The sequence below is a fragment of the Corynebacterium sp. MSK218 genome (assembly GCF_030232655.1).
GTDB lineage: Bacteria > Actinomycetota > Actinomycetes > Mycobacteriales > Mycobacteriaceae > Corynebacterium.
Genome location: NZ_JASPGN010000012.1, coordinates 39,080 through 58,178, shown reverse-complemented (window position 1 = coordinate 58,178; position 19,099 = coordinate 39,080). Strand labels below are relative to the sequence as shown.

The window sequence follows — 19,099 nt, the reverse complement described above, 5'->3', positions numbered from 1 at the left end:
CCTGACTTAAGGTTGTGGATTTAGTACATAGGCCCGGCTGCGACTCGTGGGCGGCGCTGTGGGTTGAACTCGCCCTGAATCGATGAGCCCCCGAAGGCCGTAACGAATCGTGCTTGCGCTATAGCCGGTCTTGTCCATGAGCTGATGAATATTGTGCTCCACGTCAACCTCCAACACACCTAGGATTCCCACTTGCACAGGAGTCAGCCCTAAGACATCAGCGGAGAGACCGTACCGTTCAGGACCACGCTGATGCTCAGTTAAGAGACCTTCACTCACGAGCTCGCCCAGCTCCTCGCGCGCTTCGTCGCTATCGATACCAAGTACGCTTCGAATAAGCTGCGGAGTCACCTCACGATATTCCCGTGCTAGAAGCATCACTTGGGCACGCTCTGGCGATAAATCCCCGATTCCAAGCTTCTCTAGCCATCGCTGGGCTTCAGGATTCAACAGACCGTGCCGATGCAGCACCACGGTAAAGGCACCTATTTCGATTTTGAATTGTGGTTGCGGCAGGCCATGCTGCTTCATTGCCGCTTGCATTCGGCGAATACCACTTCCTTGGTTTTCCGCTATTGTTCCTTTGTCTCTTGCCGGAACATAAGACAATGTCTTAGCAATGAATTGATTACGAGGCACTGACCTTCCGTCATCAAGATTGTCGAGTGTACGGTCTCCCCACAGGCCACCTGGATTGCGAATCTCAACACGGTCACTAAAAATATCAATCGCAACTTGCTCGCTGATCGACACTGGACCATAGTCGCGATGCATCACGGCATTGGTAATTGCTTCGCGCAGGACCACCTCAGGAATCTCCGGTTCCTGCTCTACGGTTCTTCCCCGCTCAACATATCGGGTATTGAGCAGGCTTAACGTCGCACCGATCGCATCTTCGATTTGATCTTTGATGTGGCCTTCACACACCTTGCGATGATCAAACCGTACTTCTGGATCTGCCGATTTTTGCTGTCCGGGGTGCTTCGCCACATCGATAAACAACTGCGGGAAGAATTGCTGGGGATAAACACCAAAGCACATCAAACCGGAAAAAACCACTTCACCAGCCCTATTAAGACTATTGAGCTTTCTCAAAACTGCGAGTGCAGAATTATCTCCGTTGAGCAAACGTGATTGGGAAGCATGAAGACGCTCAATGACTGAGTTGACCAACGGCATATCGAGATCTTCGATAGCCGCATCCTCCACAATTTGTTGATCAGAGAAATCAGATTCGTAACGGTGCTGGAGCTGATAGATCTCATGTGCGGTGAGATGCTTGTTCTTGTCATCGAGGCGCTTATAGCTTCCCTTCGTTATCCCCTGGTCGACAACAAAACACGGCATGCGTTTAGCCTTTTGAGTTTCCTCAGACATCGACGCGATTCCCAACGCCACGATTGGCGCCCTCAAAGGTGAAACGACGCACCTGAAATGTAGGAACCGGTTCTACTCTCGGCGCCTTGTCCCCTAGCCCGTTATCCACTGAGTCAATAATCTTGTTCGGGTCAAATCCTTGGGCAGGGATAAAACCGGAGGTTTCATCAATCCCAAGAAGTATGACGCCACCATCAGTATTGGCGAAAGCTGAAACCGTATTCCAGACGTCCTTGTTGAGTTTTCCTACCGCCGCTTTAGCCTCACAGTCATTGTCATCACTACCTTGCGCACGCAGGCGTTCGACAATCGCGTTGATGTCTTCATCACTGAAGCTTTCGACATTCCATACCGTCACTGCCCGTGCCTCCCTCAGCTATTTTCTTCACTTTAACACTGACACCGCTGACTTTTAACAGTGAGAGCACATATTTGATAAGTGAGGAGTTCACTTCTACCACTGAGGACATCACTTTGATCAGTGAAGCGCCTCATTGTCAGAGTGAGCTACAGAAATAGCAAAGTGTATGCAGCGAGGTCGACGCAGGACGACGGGTTGGCCCTAACAGGCCTTAACGCTTCTGGTAGAGAGCGCTCTTGCGGGCAAAGACCGGATCGGAGGTCACAAGCACGCCGAGGTTGCGGAAGATACCTTCATCCACAGACCCCAGGATGGTGGTGGTGTGGACGTCGCAGCCCTGCAGTTCCTTCAATGCATCGAGGGCGCGGCGGGCATTCTCATCCTTCGCAGCGGAGACTGACAGGGCGATGAGCACCTCATCGGTGTGCAGGCGCGGGTTCTGAGAGCCCAAATGCTTGGTCTTCAAAGTCTGAATCGGCTCGATGGACTCCGGCGACAGCAAGTGCAGCTCGTCGTCGATGCCGGCCAGGTGCTTCAGCGCATTGAGCAGGGTAGCCGCCGAGCAGCCCAGCAGCGGGGAGGTGCGGCCGGTGATGATGGTGCCGTCGTGAAGCTGCAGCGCCGATGCGGGTCCCTCGGTCTCCTCTGCCTTCTGACGCGCCGGCTCCACCACGGGGCGGTCAGTGGCCTTGATTCCAGCCTTGGCCATAATCACCGCAGCACGTTCCGACTGGGTGTTATCGAGACCGTTGCGGGCCTCCTCCACCAGGGTCTTGAAGTAGCGGCGGATGATTTCCTGTTGGGAGGCCTCGCGGCAGACTTCGTCGTCAGTAATGCAAAAGCCCACCATGTTCACGCCCATGTCCGTTGGGGACTGGTAGGGCACGGTTCCGGTAAGGCGCTCCAACAGGGACTTGAGCAGTGGGAAGGCCTCGACGTCACGGTTGTAGTTCACCGTGGATTCGCCGTGCGCGGAGAGGTGGAAGTGGTCGATGACATTCGCGTCATTAAGGTCCACCGTGGCGGCCTCATAGGCCAGGTTCACCGGGTGATCCAGCGGAAGGTTCCAAATAGGGAAGGTCTCAAACTTGGCGTAACCTGCCTGCACGCCGCGCAGGTTCTCGTGGTAGACCTGCGACAATGCCGTGGCCAACTTGCCGGAGCCCGGGCCCGGCGCGGTCACCACGACGAGGTCCCGGGAGGTCTCCACATAGTCGTTCTTGCCCAAGCCATCCTCGGAAACAATGAGATCAATGTTGGAGGGGTAGCCGGGGATGACGCGGTGACGCGCCACGGTCAGACCGAGGCGTTCTAGACGCTCGATGAAGGCTTCCGCCTGGCTATTGCCCTCCTCCAGCTGCGTCATGACGATGTTGTTGACTAGGAAGCCGCGGTCCCGGAAAACGTCGACAAGCCGCAGCACATCATCTTCATAGAGGATCCCCAGGTCACCGCGCATCTTCTGGCGCTCGATGTCCTTGGCATTGATGCAGACGAGGATTTCCACGTCATCCTTGATGCGCTCCAACATCGCAATCTTGTTATCCGGCGTGAAGCCGGGCAGCACACGGGAGGCATGCATGTCATCAAAAAGCTTGCCACCCATCTCGAGATAAAGCTTCCCGCCGATTTCTTGGCGCCGAGCGTTAATGTGCTCCGACTGCAGCTCAATGTATTTTTCACGGTCAAAACCGAGTGCGCGCCCCATAATATTTAGGCCCTTCCGTTCAACGGGTAGTACCCGGAAAGTCTACAGCAGCACAGCCCCCGCGTAGACTTCCTGACATGCCTGAGGGACACGTTATTCACCGCCTTGCCCGCACACTCAATGCGGATTTCCGCGATGCACCACTCGCTGTGAGCAGCCCCCAAGGCAGGTTCGCTGCTGAGGCCGCGCTTGTCGACGCCTCACCCCTCACCCTCGCCGAAGCCTTTGGCAAGCACCTGTTTCTTCACTTCGATGCCGAGGACCCGCGCCACGTCATCTATATCCACCTAGGCCTCATCGGCTCCCTGCGTTTCGAGCCCTCGGCTGACGTGTGGGGCCAGATCCGACTACGCCTCGATAACGGCACAACGGCCGCCAACCTGCGCGGCCCGCAGTTCTGCACTCTTATTACCGAGGAGGAATACCAGGCCAAGGTGGCGAAGGTGGGCCAGGATCCGCTGCGTGAGGATGCTGACCCCGATGCCCTGTGGGCCCGGGTGCATGCCTCACGGCGCAGCATCGGTGCAATGCTCATGGACCAAGGCCTCTTCGCTGGTGTAGGAAATATTTACCGCGCCGAGGCTCTCTTCCGCCGAGAACTCTCCCCCTTCATCCCCGGCACTCAACTCGACCGTGCCGAGTTCGATGCTATCTGGTCTGACCTGGTCGGCCTCATGGATTACGGCGTGGAACACGGCCGCATCGACACCGTCCGCCCAGCTCATACCCCGGAGGCTATGGGCCGCGAGCCCCGCAAGGATGACCACGGCGGCGAGGTCTACGTCTACCGCCGCGCCGGGCAGCCCTGCCATGTCTGCGGCACAGAGATTCAGGAGAAGGTCATGCAGGGCCGCAATCTCTTCTGGTGCCCGACCTGCCAACCCGCGCGCTAGGGTAGTCAGTTATGCGCCCTTGCTACACCGTTGCCACAGTTCGTGCTGCTGAAGAGCGGCTTCTAGCCCAGCAATCGGAGCCGGATCAGCTCATGCGGCTCGCCGCCGCAGCGGTGGCGGAGACTGCCGACACCATGCTGGCCGCCCGCCCCGGCGCAGTGCTCATCCTGGCCGGCCCAGGCGGCAACGGCGGCGATGGCCTCTACGCCGGCGCGCTCTTGGCTGAGCGCGGCGTAGACGTTCACGCCCTAGTCCCCCAAGAGCACCACGACGCTGCACTGGATGCGTTCCTCGCCGCGGGTGGCACGGTCCTTCCTTCCGACGTTTCGCTACCTGACGGCAGCGAAACTCCAGGCAGCGCGCTGCTCATCGACGCCATCGCCGGCCTCGGTTCCGCCCGGGGCCTCTCCGGTACCGCGCTCTCGCTCTACGAGCAAGCCGTTGCATCCGGTGTGCCGGTCCTAGCCGTCGACATGCCCACCGGCATCAATGCTGACACGGGCATGGTCGCCCCAGACACCGTCGAGGCCGATGTCACCATCACCTTCGGGTACCCACGCCTGGGTCACGCGCTGGCTGCCGAATGCGGACAGGTGGTGGTCTCCGATCTCTTCCTGCCCAGCGCGCCCTCCTTCGCTGAAACCCTCGCTGAACTGGATGAACCAGCGGCTTTCATCGCCCACGAGCCCACGGTTCCCTTGCCCTGGGAGTGGCTCCCGGGCGAACTCGATCTTCCTGGCGGGCGTGCTTCCCGCCCCTGGCCCGTCGGCTGCACCGGGCCCATCGCCGATCCCACACCACATTCACGTTCCGACAAATACTCTGGCGGCGTCGTTGCCCTCGCCGCCGGCAGCGAGGCCTACCCGGGTGCTGGCATTCTATGCGCCACCGCGGCGGTGCGGGCCACGCCGTCGATGGTGCGCTTCATCGGCGACAACACCATCACCTCGCTCCTCCCAGAGCTGGTCTGCCACCCCGACGTCGCCTCCGCCGGGCGCGCTCAGGCGTGGGTTGTGGGCCCCGGCCGCGGCACCGATTCGGCGGCGGCCACCGAACTGCGCAGGGTTCTGGCCCACAAGCTTCCCACCATCCTCGACGCCGATGCCCTTACCCTCCTAGCCCAGAACACCTCGCTGCGCCAGCTCGTCACCGAGCACCCGCTGACCATCCTCACCCCACACGAGGGCGAGTTCACTCGTCTCTACGAGGCCACCTTCGGCTCTGCTCTCAATGCGGCTAACGGCTGGAGCCGCGCCCTCCACGAACTAGCCGAAGAGCTGAACAGCATCATCCTGCTCAAAGGTCGCCTCACCCGCGTCACCGCTCCGGACCTGCCCATCTACGCCTTCAACGCCGGCCACTCCTTTGCCGCAACTCCCGGCTCTGGCGACGTGCTCTCCGGCATCCTCGGTGCAGTGATGGCTCAGCTTTCCGCCACCTCGCCCGCCGCGTCCCCCACTAAGGTCATCGCCGAGGTCCTCCACGCCGGCGCCATCCACGCGCATGCTGCGTCCATCGCGGCTGAGACCCCCGAGGGCTTCGCCCCCTGCTCCACCTCCCAAATTGCGGCGGCCATCCCGCAGGCCATCGCGCGCCTCCTCAACGCGCAGCGCTAGCTCCGTAGCCCGGCACTAGCTCCGCAGCAAGGTACGTTTCGATCAAATAGCACCCCAGAGATTCGAAGATCTGGGACCTTATTTGATCGAAACGTACCCAGCCGCCACCGTGTTGGTACGTTTTCGCAACGAAGCCCTAGACTTTCGCGGTTCTCGGGCCACTATTTACGAAAACGTACCGCGGCGCGGCGCAGAATCCCGGACGCGGTGCCGACGGACTTGCGCAACAGTCCCCGAGTGCCCACCGGCACGGTGCCGCGGCGCAGGGAGGTGTTCTCCCAGGGCCATGTCATTCCAGCCCAGGCTGCCATGACGGCGAGGGTCTCCACCGCAATGTAGCCGGGCCATGGGCCGAACAGGTTGATGATGGAGGGACTGCCCGGCGCGTGGTTGAGGAAGCCGTAGTTGCCGTCGGTCTTCGCATTGACCGCCATGGCGATGGCCATCCAGATGGGCGTGACCTTAACGGCAAAGCGGTAGCCCTTCCACGTCGGTCGATAGCCCAGGCCAAAGGTCAGGCCCAGCGGCACGGCGAGCGCCACGATGTGGAAGAACCAGTAGGTGCTAAAGCGCAGCCAGCGTGGGGCAAAGTAGTAGATGACATCCGGGGTGATGATGGCCTGCGGGTTAAGGATGATGCCCCAGAAATACGTCAGGGTGAGGGCATGCTCGTTGCCGGTAATAAGGCCGAGCGCCAAGATGGGGCGCAGCACGTCACAAAGGTGCAGCGGGAGGGACTCTCGGATATCGAACTGGGAGGGGTCCAGGGAAATGACTGTCCATGCGGTGCCGAGGACCAAAAGGACCCAGCCGACCATCTGTCGTACGAACTTTTCACGGCTTGTGCCTTTAACACGGCGAGCGCCGACAATGAAGACACCGCAGGCAGCGATGGTAATCGTCAACATAAGCGCATGCAGCGGGGTCCATTGCTGCATGCGCTCATAGTCGGTAGGGGTTACCCGTGGGCGGCGAGGTCGAAGCATATCGGAGTACTAATGTACTCCGCCTTCAGCACTTGTGGGCACTAAGAAGAAAATTAGTTCCTTGTATCAATTAAGGACTAGGCCGCCACGTCGGAGTAAGCGGAGACGTGTCCGTCCTTGACTTCCAGGACACGGTCGGCATAGTCCAGCAGGCTGCGGTCGTGGGTGATGAACAGGGTGGCGGTGCCAAAGTCCTCGGTGACACCGCGCAGAAGCTTGGCGATGTCTCGCGAAAGCTTAGAGTCAAGAGCAGAGGTGGGCTCGTCCGCCAGCAACACGGAAGGCTGGCCCATAAGAGCACGGGCAATGTTGACGCGCTGGCGCTGGCCACCGGAGAGCTGGTTCATACGGCGGTTACCAAAGCCCTCAAGGCCCACGAAGCTTAAGAGCTCATCGGCACGATCCTGGCGCGGCTTGCGGCCTTCCATGTGGTCGATGATGAGTAGCTGCTCACGCGCGGTCAGTGAAGCAATGAGGTTGGCCTGCTGGAAGATGAGGCCACGGGAACCGGTGCGCTCCACGGTGCCGGAGTCCGGTTCGATAAGGCCAGCGGCTACGGAAAGGAGAGTTGACTTGCCGGAGCCGGACTCGCCAATGACAGCGGTGAGCTCGCCGGGATTCACGTCTAGGCTCACACCGTCCAAAGCGGTAACACGGGATTCGCCGTCGGGGTAGGTCACCACGATGTCGCGGAGGGACAGAGCAGGAGTAGCAGTGGTAATCATTAGGCGTTGCCTCCTAGGGCGTCGAGCGGATTGATCTTGGAAACGCGGCGGGTGGCGAGGAAGGCACCGGCGATGCCGAGCAGCCAGATGCCGAGTGCGGGAACGATGACCGTCAAGACAGAAACCTCAAAAGGCACGGTGCCCTGGGCGGCGAGGCCCAGCAGCCAGCCGACGAGCGCTCCAATACCCACGCCAGCAGCCAGGATGATGGCCGCCTGGGCAATAGCGTCCTTGAGCAGGTACGTCACGCTGGCACCAAGAGCGCGGAGGATAGACAGGTCACGGGTGCGCTGGATGGTCCAAATGCTCAGGAAGGCGATGGTCACCAGCGCGGAGATGCCGTAGAGGAAGGCCTGCATCGTCAACAGGGAGCCGCGCTCCGAGCTGTAGGCCGGCAGGCCAGACAGCGCCTTGCCCATGGACACGGACGTCTCCGTCGGCTCTGTGGTCAGCAGCGCCACGCCCACCATGCCTTCCGGCGCGTGGGAGACCTGCTGCCAGGTGGCCGTGTCGACCCAAATAACCGGGGAGTGGGAGTAATACTCATCCGGGACCATGCCACGCACTTCCAGGTCAACGCCACCAAGCGTGCCCTGAGAAGGAGCGTTCATGTCTTCATCGATGGACTGGCTAAGAATCATGCCGCGTTCCGGAATCAAGGTGTCCGTCCCGGGAATCTCAGTGCCGGCAGGCAGGCCCAGGACGGCCACACCGCCGTGGCCTTCCAGCTTGGTCTGGCTCGCGCCCAGCGGGAGACCACCGTCGACGACATCCTCAGCGAAAATCTCCGACTCAGTAAAAGACGGGTCTTCGGTGGAGAAGGTCACGTTCGGTGTAGTTTCTCCGAGTGCCTCCAGCGCAGAAGTATTTTGCTTGGACAGGCCTTGGGTAAGGCCGGACAGCATAACGAGCAACAACGTAATCAAAGCCACGACGCCGCCGATCAGGAAGAAACGACCGCGCGCGGTGACTATCTCTCTCAATGCAAGGAACATAGTATTCATACTGCTCACGCGCTAAGAGAAAGTAATCGGGTACCTAGTTGAACCTTCACTCAACCAGTTGGTTGATTCGGCCTCAACCGCCGAGGCGATAGGCTGGATCGGCGTGATGATGCGAAACAGCTTGTGGACCGTTGGCCTCCACATCATGTTCGGATTCCTGCTGGTCTTTGGCGTACTCCGCGCCTGGGCCGATGACCGGCTCGATGCCCGAGTCCTCGGTCTCTCGATTGCCCTCGCCGTGGTCTATGCCGGCTTCGTGGCCTACGCCGCCCGCAAGCCCGCTCGCCCCGTGCCCACTACGCTGTGGCTCGCTGTGCTCTGCTTGTTGTGGATCGGCCTCATGGTGCATGCCCAAGACTTCATGTGGATGGAATTCCCGCTGGTCTTCGTCTTTGTCCATGCCCTCCCCTTCTGGCCTGGCATTCTCGCCAGCGTCGTGCTGTGGGCCATCGCCGCCTTCATCCCTGCCTGGCTGCACCCCCAGGCATGGACGGCAGCGGCTGCTATTGGCCCCTTTATCGGCACCTGTTTCGCCGTGGTCGTCTACCACGCCGCCCGCAAGATTCAGGCGGAGGCGGTGCACCACGCGGCCGTCGCCAAGCAACTGCGTGAGACACAAGAAGAGCTGGCCGCCACCGAGCACCAGGCGGGCCGCCTGGAGGAGCGTGAGCGGCTCTCCCGGGAGATTCATGACACCGTGGCCCAGGGTTTATCCTCCATCGTGCTGCTCAGCCGCGCAGCCAAGAACAGCACTGACCCGGAGGAGACCACCGCGCAGCTCGAGCTTATTGAGAAGGTGGCCAAGGATAACCTCGCGGAGGCTCGCCGCTTCGTCAAAGAGCTCGCCGCCCCGACCTCCTCCATCGATGAAGCTCTGCGCGCGCTGGTGGATGAGCTTCAAGCTCAGGCACACGGTCTGGGCCTGCACACGCAGTTGAGCCTCAAACTCACCGGCGGCGGCGAGGTGCCTACCGAACTCCACCACGTCATTCTGCGTTCCGCGCGCGAGGGGCTAACCAACGTAATGAAACACGCCGACGCCGACCGCGCGGTGGTCACACTGGGCGCTTTCACTGATGAGATCACCTTGGACGTGGTCGATGACGGCCGCGGCATTAACGGCCCACAAGGTTTCGGCCTGACCGGCCTAGAGCAGCGTGTTCGCAGCGTTGGCGGCTCTGTCCAGGTAGAATCCTCACCGGCCGGCACCGCGCTCGCGGTGCGAATCCCAACAGGAAGCAGCCGTAATGGTTAACGTGATGCTCATCGATGATCACCCCGTGGTCCGCGCCGGGCTGCGCGCGATTCTCAACACGTTCCACGACATTGATGTGGTCCTGGAGGGCTCTGACGGTTCGGCGGTGGAGAAGCTGGTGCTTGACAGCGTCCCCCCGATCGACGTCGTCGTCTGCGACATCCAGATGCCAGACGTCGATGGCATTGCCGCCACCCGGCGCGTGCGTGAGCTCAACGGCCCACCGGTGCTGATTCTCACCACCTATGACACGCAGGCGGATATCCTCGCCGCAGTCGAAGCTGGCGCGATGGGTTACCTCCTCAAGGACGCTCCCGAGGAAGCCTTGCATAACGCGGTCCTTGATACCGCTGCGGGCAAGCGCACCTTGGCCCCCGAGGTCACCAACCTCTTGGCAGAGCGTCTAGCCCAGCCGGAGACTGCCCTTTCCGCCCGTGAGCTGGAGATTCTTCAGGCACTGTCCACCGGACAGTCCAACAAGCAGATTGCGCAGGAGCTATTCATTTCCGAGGCCACAGTGAAGACCCACCTTGTTCACATCTATCAAAAGCTCGGAGTGGAGACCCGTACCGCGGCGGTGTCTGCTGCCCGCGAGCGCAAGCTCATTTAAGTCGATGCATACCTATGATTGCATTGTCGTTGGCGGCGGCCAGTCCGGCCTCGCTACTGGCTACTACCTGCGCAAAAAGAAGCTCGACTTTCTTATCCTCGACGCCAACCCTTCCCCCGGCGGTGCTTGGCAGCACGTGTGGGATTCGCTGACGCTCTTTAGCGATGCCGAATCCTCCGCGCTTCCCGGCTGGCCCATGCCGCACTACCCCGGGTTCCCGCCGGCCGCCCACGTGGTGGACTACCTCACGCGTTATGAAAAGCGCTATGACCTGCCCGTTCGGCATGGCGTAGAGGTCACCGCCGTGCTTGTCGACGCCCCCTTCTTCCACCTCACTACCGCCCACGAGGAGTTCCGTGCCCGCACTGTTGTGGCCGCCACCGGTACGTGGACCGCACCGTTTATCCCCTTCTACCCCGGCGCGTTTAAAGGCCGCCAGTGGCACACCGCCACCTACCCGGGCCCCGCGCCGTTTCTCTCCACGCTAGGCAACGACGAGAGGAGCTGCGCCGTGGTGGGCGCAGGTAACTCTGGTGCCCAAATCGCTGCCGAGCTCGCTCTCGAAGGCGTGGACACTACATGGTTTACTACCCACCCGCCGCGCTGGATGCCGGATAACGTCGACGGACGCGTGCTGTTTCGTCGCAGTCGACAACGCATGCTGGCTCAGCTCAAGGGCGAACCGGACCCAGGCTCAGAGTCGGAGCTCGGCGATATCGTCATGGTCCCTCCCGTACTCAAGGCCCGGGATAGTGGGCTCCTGCGCGCGACGCCGATGGTGGAATCCCTCGATGAGCTCAACCAGCAGGGCTTTAGCGATCTCATCTGGGCTACTGGCTTCCGCCCTGCCCTGCGCCCTTTCACCGGGCTACTCCACAACGGCAAACCCACGGTGGAAGGTTTCTTCCCCGTGGGCTATGGCTCATGGACTGGGCCTGGTTCGGCGACGATTACCGGTGTTTCTCCTTATGCGCGGCAGGTGGCAACCACCATCGCAGAGCGCGTTCGGCTCACCCCGAACGCTTAAGTTTCGAAACGCCTAATTCAGCAGCATGGCTCCGATAAGCGCCACCGACGCCAGCGCCAGAAGAAAACCCAGGCGCTGCAGGACTTTCATCTGCTGCTCGCGGCTCAGCCGCGCCATGAGAAGTGCGCCAAGAATGCTGCCCACGCTGTTGTAGAGGACATCATCAATATCGCTAAAGCCTAGGGAGAAAACGTACTGCGCGGTTTCAATCCCCAAGCTCACCGTGAGACCTAACAGCAAAGCGCCTCCGAGACCCCAGCGAATCCGCCTTACATTGCGCCCCACCACGTACATCGCCGCGCCGAAGGGCATAAAGAGAAGGATGTTGCCGAAGAGATCGCTCCACCCTCCGTACCACACCGAAGCTGTTTCAAAACCACCAAAGAGATGCAGGTTCACCTTGCGTACTGCATGCGCTGAGCCATCCACGACGCCCGGGATGTCCATGAAGGGCTTGCCCAGCGTGGCCAGCCCGACGGTGACAAGGGCGAGAAGGGTGACGAGGAGGGCGTCGCGAAGCACATGCCGGTACGGATCCGGCACGGACGCAAGCCGGTTTCGAGTGTGGCGTAGCTCTGTGGTGCTCATGGTGGACACTGTAAGAGGAAAAGCTGACAAGTTCCTAGTACATTTGCTGCTAAGAGGCTGCTTCACAGTGTCGGTAGGATAGTGCGCATGAGCACACTAATTGTCACCCGCACCGAGTCCGGCGTTTCCCAGACTTTCCAGGACGAGCAGGTTCTGGCAGAAGGGGACACGCTGGTCAATGTTCAGTTTTCCTCCCTCAACTACAAAGACGCCATGGCTTTGGAGGGCGATAAGGGCGTCATGCGCATTGACCCGCTCGTGCCCGGCATCGACGTCGTAGGCACCGTGGAGGAAACCACGGATGAGCGTTTGAAACCGGGCCAGCTCGTCGCAGCCTTCGGCGACGGCCTAGGCGAGTTCCGCCACGGCGGCTACACCACTCAGCAGCGCGTCAACGGTGAGGCCACCATCCCCGTTCCGGAGCGCTTCAGCGCCCACGATGCTGCTGCCATCGGCACCGCCGGCTACACCGCGGCTATCTGCGTGAACCAGTTGCGCACGCACGGCACGACGGAAGGTCACATCCTCGTCACCGGCGCGACAGGCGGCGTGGGCTCCATCGCCGTACAGTTGCTCAAGTCTGCCGGCTACGAGGTCACCGCCGTAACTGGCCGCGTGGACTCCCAATCGGAGTACCTGACCCGGCTAGGCGCCGATCACATTCTGGACCGCGCTGCGCTCTCGGAAACTGGGCGCCCGCTGCAGAAAGCACTGTACGACGGCGCCATCGACACCGCCGGCTCTACTGTTCTAGCTAACGTTCTGGCGCAGGTGCGCTGGGGCGGTGTTGTCGCAGCCACCGGCATGGCGGCCGGCCCAGACTTGCCGGCTTCGGTCCTGCCGTTCATCCTGCGCGGCATCGTGCTGGCGGGTGGCAACTCTGTCGACGCTCCGCGCGCGGTGCGTGAGGCTGCTTGGCAGCTTCTCGACGACCACCTAGACCTCGACCTGCTGCACTCCATTACGGAAACCGTGCCGCTCGACGCCGTCGCCGCGGCCGCCAAGGAACTGCGTGCCGGCACCCGCCACGGGCGCACTGTAGTGGAAATTTAACTGCGCTGATGAACGCGATGTGACAGGGCTTCGTCATCCGTACCGGGGGCGGAGCCCAGCTCGCCCGTAGTGTCATCGTCAGTGCGGGCTAGCCAGATGGAGGACACCACTAGTCCACCCCAGATGACGACGACGAAGAGGATAAAGAGCAGGATTGCGCTGGTAGTCATTGTCATTCTCCTTTCCTACTTGGTGTTATTTTTGGCCTGAGACGGGCACGGCATTGTGTCCGGGCGCGGCTGCGCTCTCGGTGCTCACTTCTGCCGCGGTACCGGCTGCCAATGGGTTTGGGGTACCTGCGGGGCGGCCGCCGACTGGGACGCCGTAATCCGAGGTCTCCATGCCGTCGAGGTACTTGTGGCCGCGGAATGCTAGGAGCGGCATGAGCAGACTTCCCAGCAGGATAAGGCCGAGAACTGCCCACCCAAAGAGCCCAATCTGGATCGAGGCATAGCCCTCATAACCTTCACGCGCGATGGTGAGAATCTCGTTGACGAGGAAGTACACCAGAAGCAGCGGCGTAGCCACGAAGGTAAGGACCTGCCAGGAGGCTCCAACCTTGAACTCGGACACGGCGTTGAGGTGCTGCTGGATTTCACGGCGGCGGCCGGTAATCCACCCCACCACAATCAGCGCGCAGATAGAGCCAAAGACAATACCCAGGTTGTTAGTGAACTTATCCATGATGTCCAGCGTCACCAACCCGGAGGACGTGGAGAACAGGAAGCAGGACAGGACCGCCATGACACTGCCGACAGAAATCGCGGATACCCGTCGGGACACATCGAACTTATCGGCCACCGCAGAAACCACAACCTCCATGATGGAAATCAATGAGGTCACGCCGGCTAGGAACAGTGAGCCGAAGAAGAGGACGCCGAAGAGCCCACCCAGCGGCATGAGATTGATGATGGTCGGGAAAGCGATAAACGCTAAGCCAATGCCGGAAGAGGCCACCTCATCCACGGCCACGCCCTGCTGCGCCGCCATGTAACCCAAGGTGGCAAAGACACCAATGCCGGCTAGGACCTCGAAGGAGGAATTCGCAAAGGCGGTAACCAGACCGGTGTTGGTCAGGTTGGTACGCGGCTTGAGGTAAGAGGCGTAGGTGATCATGATGCCGAAGCCGATGGACAGCGAGAAGAAGATCTGACCATAGGCGGCAATCCACACTGAAGGGTTACTCAGTACGGACCAGTCCGGAGTAAAGAAGGCGTTCAGGCCTGCAGCGGCCCCTTCCAGGAAGAAGGCACGAACCACAAGGATGATGAACATGACCGCCAGCACCGGCAAGAAAATCGATGTCAGTTTGCCAATTCCCTCGTTGATGCTCGTGGCCAACGTCGTAATACAGACAATCCACACGAGGATCATGACGATGAGGATGGAGGGAACAACGTTGCCGGAATAAGTGGCCTCTGGGTCTGCCTGGAGGAAGTCACTCATGAAGTAGGTGGCCGGATCATCGCCCCACGCCTGCGTCACTGACTTCACGGTGTACAACGCCGCCCACGCAATGATGGCGGCGTAGTAGATGGCAATGAAGAAGTTCACGCCGACCTTGAACCAGCCAACGCCTTCCCAGCTCTTGCCGATGCGACGGAAGGCCAACGGCGCCGAGCCGCGGAAGCGGTGGCCAATGGCCAGGTCAAACCAGAGAATCGGAATACCCGCGGTCAGCAGCGCCACCATATACGGGATAAGGAAGGCACCACCACCGTTGTCATAAGCAACGTAGGGGAAGCGCCAAATATTACCCAGGCCGACGGCGGAGCCAATTGCAGCCATGAGGAATACGAAGCGGGTATTAAACGTATCGCGCGTCGACTTAGTTTTTGTCGTGGTTGTTGAGGACATGAGAGCACCTTCTTGTAGAGCACATCCCGTGCGCACGGGCCCGAAAGAGGGACCTTCAGCATCCACATGCGGACGAGTATTAGGGAGGAGTTTATACTACCTGCCGACCTATAGGTACCACTTTCTGAGAATTGTGTCTCATTTGTTGCCCCCTAGGGTGCACATCACTCCTTCTTCACAACCGCCGAAACCCCTCGGCCCCCAGTCTTCTATTCGGGACAACGTGTCCCGAACTAAAGCTGAGCGCCGAGGGGCGTCGAGATTGAGGAGCTTAGGGCGCGGCTAGACGTGGAGATCGCGGTTCTGGATTCCCTTTGGAACGGCGAGCACTCCAACCAGGGAGATGGCCGAAATTGCAACGCCATAAGCCGCGATGGCCATCGAAGTCTCGAACCTTGTGTAGAGCATCTCCGCAATCATCGGGGCGAATGCGCCACCGATAATCGAACCGAAGGCATAACCAATGGACACGCCCGACAGGCGCACCTTGACCGGGAACATTTCTGCATACATCGCCGATTGCGGGCCATAAGTCGCGCCCAAGATAACGCCCAGGAGGCATACAGCAGCGCCGAACAACATGACATTGCCCGAATCGACCGCTAGGAACACTGGGGTGATGTACAGCGCAAGGACAATATAGCCGCCAATGAACGTCGTGCGGCGCCCCACCTTGTCAGACAGATGACCGAAGTACAGCGTGCCGATGAACCAACCGATCGAAGCGACGAGGGCTACCCCAAGCGCCTGCGGGCGGGTATAGCCCACAACCTTCGTGCCATAGGCGGTGAAGTAGGCGATGACAAAGTAACCAATAGCATTATTGGCAGCAAAGATGACCGCACACTTGATCACGGTTCCTAGGTGACCCTTAAACAGGACCGCGAGCGGTGCCGTGGACTTCTCCTTCAGTTCCTGCATTTCTGCGAAGGCTGGAGATTCTTCCACCGCTCGGCGAATGAGGTAGCCGAGGACGATGAGCACAACGGAGGACAAGAACGGGATGCGCCAACCCCACTCAAGGAACTGCTCCGGGGTCAAGACAGAGGAGAGCACCAGCATGAAAATGGTGGCAAGGAACATGCCGAGAGGAACGCCAACCTGGGGGAACGCTCCAAATAGTCCACGCTTACCCGCAGGTGCATGTTCGACAGACAGCATCGCCGCACCGCCCCATTCGCCACCAGCGGAGAGTCCCTGAAGAATACGCAGTACGACTAGCAGGATAGGCGCTGCCATACCTATGGATGCGTAAGTAGGCAGAACACCCATCAACATTGTTGCCAGGCCCATGCCAACCAGCGTCACGACGAGGACCGGCTTGCGACCAAGCCTGTCACCCAAGTGTCCGGCCAAGATCGCCCCGAGAGGACGGAAGAGGAAGGAGATACCCAGAGACGCCCAGGAGATGATCTGCGCGAGTGAAGCGCTTTCATTGGAAACCGGATCGAAGTACTGAGTAGCGAAAATCAGACCGGCGGCCTGAGCGTAAATGAAGAAGTCAAACCACTCAATAGTGGTTCCAACCATCGAGCCGGCAAGCACACGTTTGTGTTCTTTGGTAATTCCCGGCCCTTGGGCAGGCTGTTGGGTGACTGGTGCAGACATAGTGGGATTCTCTTCTCTATGGGTGCAGAAGCACGGTGAATACAGTTAAGCCAGTGAACGAACGGGGCAATTAGTGAGGCGGGGTATGCCTGAAGGACCGAGAGCGCTGCAGAGTTTTACTGACCGCGGTTGTCGACGATCCTCTTGGCCTTGCCCTCACCGCAGTCGACGTAGTCAGCAATTTCGACACCCACGCTGATGCCGATGCGCTCCTTGATCTGCTTCTTCAGCCACTGGGCAGAAGCATCGATCTGATCGGGCGTCGCCTCCGGGGAGTGCTCAACTACCAAGGTGAGGTGGTCCATGCGGCCTCGCTTGCTCAGCACGCACTGGTAACGCGGGCGCAGGACACGATCTTCAGTGATGATCTCTTCGAACTGAGACGGGAAGCAGTTCACACCACGCAGAATGATCATGTCATCGTTACGCGCGGAGATACGGTCGATGCGACGCATCGAGCGCGCGGTTCCTGGGAGCAGACGGGTGATGTCGTGGGTACGGTAGCGGATAATCGGGAAAGCCTCCTTCGTGAGGGAGGAGATAACCAGCTCGCCATACTCACCGTCTGGAACCGGCTGCATGGTTTCCGGATCAATAATCTCCGGGTAGAAGTGGTCCTCCCAGACAGTCAGGCCATCCTTGGTCTCCACACATTCCTGGGCCACGCCTGGGCCCATCACTTCGGAGAGACCGTAAATATCGGTTGCGGTGATGCCAAAACCTTCCTCAAGCTCACGGCGCATTCCCTCACTCCACGGCTCGGCACCAAAGACACCAGCGCGCAGGGAGGACTCACGCGGGTCCAGACCTTCTTTGCGCATGCGATCAAGGAGGTTAAGCACGTAAGACGGGGTACCCAAGATCGCGTCCGGCTGGAAGTCCTGCATGATCTGAATCTGGCGCTCCGTTTGACCGCCGGAGGTCGGAATTGCGGTAGCGCCCAAGGCTTCGACGCCATAGTGGGCGCCGAGGCCGCCGGTGAACAAGCCGTAGCCAAACGTAATCTGAACCTTATCGCTCTTGCGCAAGCCTCCTGCCCGCAGCGAGCGCGCCACGAGCTCTGCCCAAATGCGCACGTCATTTTCGGTATAGCCCACAACTGTCGGACGGCCAGTGGTACCGGAAGACGCGTGGATGCGGGAAATTTGGTTCTGTCCTACGGCAAACATCCCGAAGGGATACTCCGCGCGGAGAGTTTCCTTGTCCGTGAACGGAAACAGCGCAAAGTCCGAGAGCTCCTTGAAGTCATCCGGATGGACGCCCTTTTCATCAAATGCACGGCGGTAGTGGGGGACGTTGTAGTACGCGTGACGCAACTCGTTCTTCGCGCGCGCGGTTTGCAGCGCAATAATTTCGTCGCGGGAAGCGTACTCAATTCCCATCTGGGGGCCATGGTGGTCGGAGAAAATGTCAAACGTTGCGGTCACGTTATTTGCCTTTCAATTCGGGGAGGGGGATACCACACCCATTGAGCTCCCTCGAAAATGCTGCAAGAAGTTGATTAGCAGGTACAACACGCACAAAGTGCGTTACTTACTTACCGTTCGGTTAGGTAAGTCTTGTGACGTACACTACAGACTACAGCGGTGATAGACAACACATTTAGGCCAAGTTTTTAAGGAGCACCACATTATCGCAGGCCACGGCGATTTCATAGGCAAAAGAAGGTCTCACCCCACATGAAGCCCCCAACGCCGAATCGGCTTACACGTTCAGCGCTACCCCTTTTTCATCGCATGCGGGGCCAAGCCGCCGAAAACGACACTTTCAAATGTGGCAGCCAATTCATCGGCATCAAGCCGTCCTTCCGGCTCATACCAATCGGACGTCGAGTTGATCATTCCGAAAATCATGCGGGTCAGCAGCGAGGCATCAACGTCGGAACGAATTGCCCCCTCCTCCTGAGCTGCCGCAACCAGCGGGACTACAGAACGCGTCAGAATGCGACGACGCTCAAGAGCAGAACGCTCCACCTCAGAGTTACCCCGCAAGCGGAGCAAAAGCGCTACAGACTTCGGATCGGAGCACAGCACCTCGATCGAGCCACGCAACAGCCCACGCACCTTATCCCCCGCCGATACATCGGCTGCAGCCATCTCTTCCGCGACTGCCTCTAGACGGCTCAGCGCCTGCACCACCGTGAGCTCCAAAATCTCCTCCTTTGAGGAGATGTGGTGGTAGAGCGCGGACTTAGAAATCCCTAATTCGCTCGCCACGTTGTCCATCGACGTGGCGTCGTATCCGCGAGCGGTAAAAGCGCGAACAGCTGCACGAATGACATCTTCACGGGAGTAGCCGGGGCGGCCACGGGCCGCGCCCTGAGCGATGGATTTCTCTTTATTCACGCAGTCCATTCAAGCAGAGTGCACTTCACACCGTTAGACTAGTGAGCCACCACACCCTTTATTTGCTCCCTCGGTGTCACTGCGGA

General features: G+C 59.9%; 18 protein-coding genes. 6 read left to right on the top strand and 12 right to left on the bottom strand.

Annotated features, from left to right (window positions below):
- Positions 1 to 6: 6 nt before the first annotated feature.
- From QP922_RS10200 to QP922_RS10190, 3 genes are all read right to left on the bottom strand, one after another.
- Positions 7 to 1,377 (bottom strand): ATP-binding protein, encoded by a 1,371-nt coding sequence (locus tag QP922_RS10200; RefSeq protein WP_284809331.1) that lies wholly within the window; start codon positions 1,375 to 1,377, stop codon positions 7 to 9.
- On the bottom strand, positions 1,370 to 1,735 hold the full coding sequence (locus QP922_RS10195) for an AlbA family DNA-binding domain-containing protein (protein WP_284809330.1): 366 nt from the start codon (positions 1,733 to 1,735) through the stop codon (positions 1,370 to 1,372). Before QP922_RS10195 ends, QP922_RS10200 begins: the two co-directional genes overlap by 8 nt.
- A 214-nt stretch (positions 1,736 to 1,949) precedes the next feature.
- Positions 1,950 to 3,446: a DUF1846 domain-containing protein gene (locus QP922_RS10190; RefSeq protein WP_284809329.1), complete on the bottom strand. Its 1,497-nt coding sequence runs from the start codon at positions 3,444 to 3,446 to the stop codon at positions 1,950 to 1,952.
- A gap of 77 nt (positions 3,447 to 3,523) precedes the next feature.
- Between QP922_RS10190 and QP922_RS10185 the strand changes: the two genes are divergently transcribed.
- Positions 3,524 to 4,339 (top strand): Fpg/Nei family DNA glycosylase, encoded by an 816-nt coding sequence (locus QP922_RS10185; protein WP_284809327.1) that lies wholly within the window; start codon positions 3,524 to 3,526, stop codon positions 4,337 to 4,339.
- Between the two features lie 11 nt (positions 4,340 to 4,350).
- Positions 4,351 to 5,955 (top strand): NAD(P)H-hydrate epimerase, encoded by a 1,605-nt coding sequence (locus QP922_RS10180; RefSeq protein ID WP_284809326.1) that lies wholly within the window; start codon positions 4,351 to 4,353, stop codon positions 5,953 to 5,955.
- 161 nt (positions 5,956 to 6,116) lie between these two features.
- On the opposite strand, the gene QP922_RS10175 is transcribed toward QP922_RS10180, so the two are convergent.
- The 3 genes from QP922_RS10175 to QP922_RS10165 all read right to left on the bottom strand — a co-directional run bounded on the left by QP922_RS10175 (position 6,117) and on the right by QP922_RS10165 (position 8,661).
- Positions 6,117 to 6,941, bottom strand: coding sequence for a YwaF family protein (locus QP922_RS10175; protein ID WP_284809325.1), 825 nt, complete (start codon positions 6,939 to 6,941; stop codon positions 6,117 to 6,119).
- Between the two features lie 77 nt (positions 6,942 to 7,018).
- A complete protein-coding gene (locus QP922_RS10170; RefSeq protein WP_284809324.1) occupies positions 7,019 to 7,666 on the bottom strand; it encodes an ABC transporter ATP-binding protein in 648 nt (215 codons plus the stop codon).
- Positions 7,666 to 8,661 (bottom strand): ABC transporter permease, encoded by a 996-nt coding sequence (locus tag QP922_RS10165; RefSeq protein WP_284809323.1) that lies wholly within the window; start codon positions 8,659 to 8,661, stop codon positions 7,666 to 7,668. The genes QP922_RS10170 and QP922_RS10165 overlap by 1 nt, the downstream gene beginning before the upstream one ends.
- A 115-nt stretch (positions 8,662 to 8,776) precedes the next feature.
- Between QP922_RS10165 and QP922_RS10160 the strand changes: the two genes are divergently transcribed.
- From QP922_RS10160 to QP922_RS10150, 3 genes are read left to right on the top strand one after another with little or no spacing between them, the layout of a single operon-like run.
- Positions 8,777 to 9,925 (top strand): sensor histidine kinase, encoded by a 1,149-nt coding sequence (locus QP922_RS10160; protein ID WP_284809352.1) that lies wholly within the window; start codon positions 8,777 to 8,779, stop codon positions 9,923 to 9,925.
- The gene (locus tag QP922_RS10155) at positions 9,918 to 10,535 is read left to right on the top strand and encodes a response regulator (protein WP_284809322.1); all 618 of its coding nucleotides are present in this window, start codon (positions 9,918 to 9,920) and stop codon (positions 10,533 to 10,535) included. The genes QP922_RS10160 and QP922_RS10155 overlap by 8 nt, the downstream gene beginning before the upstream one ends.
- A 4-nt stretch (positions 10,536 to 10,539) precedes the next feature.
- The gene (locus QP922_RS10150) at positions 10,540 to 11,562 is read left to right on the top strand and encodes an NAD(P)-binding domain-containing protein (RefSeq protein WP_284809320.1); all 1,023 of its coding nucleotides are present in this window, start codon (positions 10,540 to 10,542) and stop codon (positions 11,560 to 11,562) included.
- Between the two features lie 12 nt (positions 11,563 to 11,574).
- Here QP922_RS10150 and QP922_RS10145 read toward each other — a convergent pair whose 3' ends face one another.
- Positions 11,575 to 12,150: a VanZ family protein gene (locus QP922_RS10145; protein WP_284809319.1), complete on the bottom strand. Its 576-nt coding sequence runs from the start codon at positions 12,148 to 12,150 to the stop codon at positions 11,575 to 11,577.
- A gap of 87 nt (positions 12,151 to 12,237) precedes the next feature.
- Here QP922_RS10145 and QP922_RS10140 point away from each other — a divergent pair, with 87 nt between their 5' ends.
- Positions 12,238 to 13,203 (top strand): acrylyl-CoA reductase family protein, encoded by a 966-nt coding sequence (locus QP922_RS10140; protein WP_284809317.1) that lies wholly within the window; start codon positions 12,238 to 12,240, stop codon positions 13,201 to 13,203.
- On the opposite strand, the gene metS is transcribed toward QP922_RS10140, so the two are convergent.
- From metS to QP922_RS10115, 5 genes are all read right to left on the bottom strand, one after another.
- The gene (gene metS, locus QP922_RS10135) at positions 13,200 to 13,373 is read right to left on the bottom strand and encodes a methionine/alanine import NSS transporter subunit MetS (protein ID WP_070533705.1); all 174 of its coding nucleotides are present in this window, start codon (positions 13,371 to 13,373) and stop codon (positions 13,200 to 13,202) included. The genes QP922_RS10140 and metS overlap by 4 nt on opposite strands.
- 25 nt (positions 13,374 to 13,398) lie before the next feature.
- Positions 13,399 to 15,060: a sodium-dependent transporter gene (locus QP922_RS10130; RefSeq protein ID WP_284809314.1), complete on the bottom strand. Its 1,662-nt coding sequence runs from the start codon at positions 15,058 to 15,060 to the stop codon at positions 13,399 to 13,401.
- A gap of 282 nt (positions 15,061 to 15,342) precedes the next feature.
- The gene (locus QP922_RS10125; RefSeq protein WP_284809313.1) at positions 15,343 to 16,668 is read right to left on the bottom strand and encodes an MFS transporter; all 1,326 of its coding nucleotides are present in this window, start codon (positions 16,666 to 16,668) and stop codon (positions 15,343 to 15,345) included.
- A gap of 116 nt (positions 16,669 to 16,784) precedes the next feature.
- Complete coding sequence (locus QP922_RS10120; protein ID WP_371327546.1) at positions 16,785 to 18,050, bottom strand: AMP-binding protein; 1,266 nt, start codon at positions 18,048 to 18,050, stop codon at positions 16,785 to 16,787.
- A gap of 336 nt (positions 18,051 to 18,386) precedes the next feature.
- Entirely contained in the window at positions 18,387 to 19,022 is a 636-nt protein-coding gene (locus QP922_RS10115) for a TetR/AcrR family transcriptional regulator (protein ID WP_070669768.1), read from the bottom strand.
- Positions 19,023 to 19,099 lie beyond the last annotated feature (77 nt).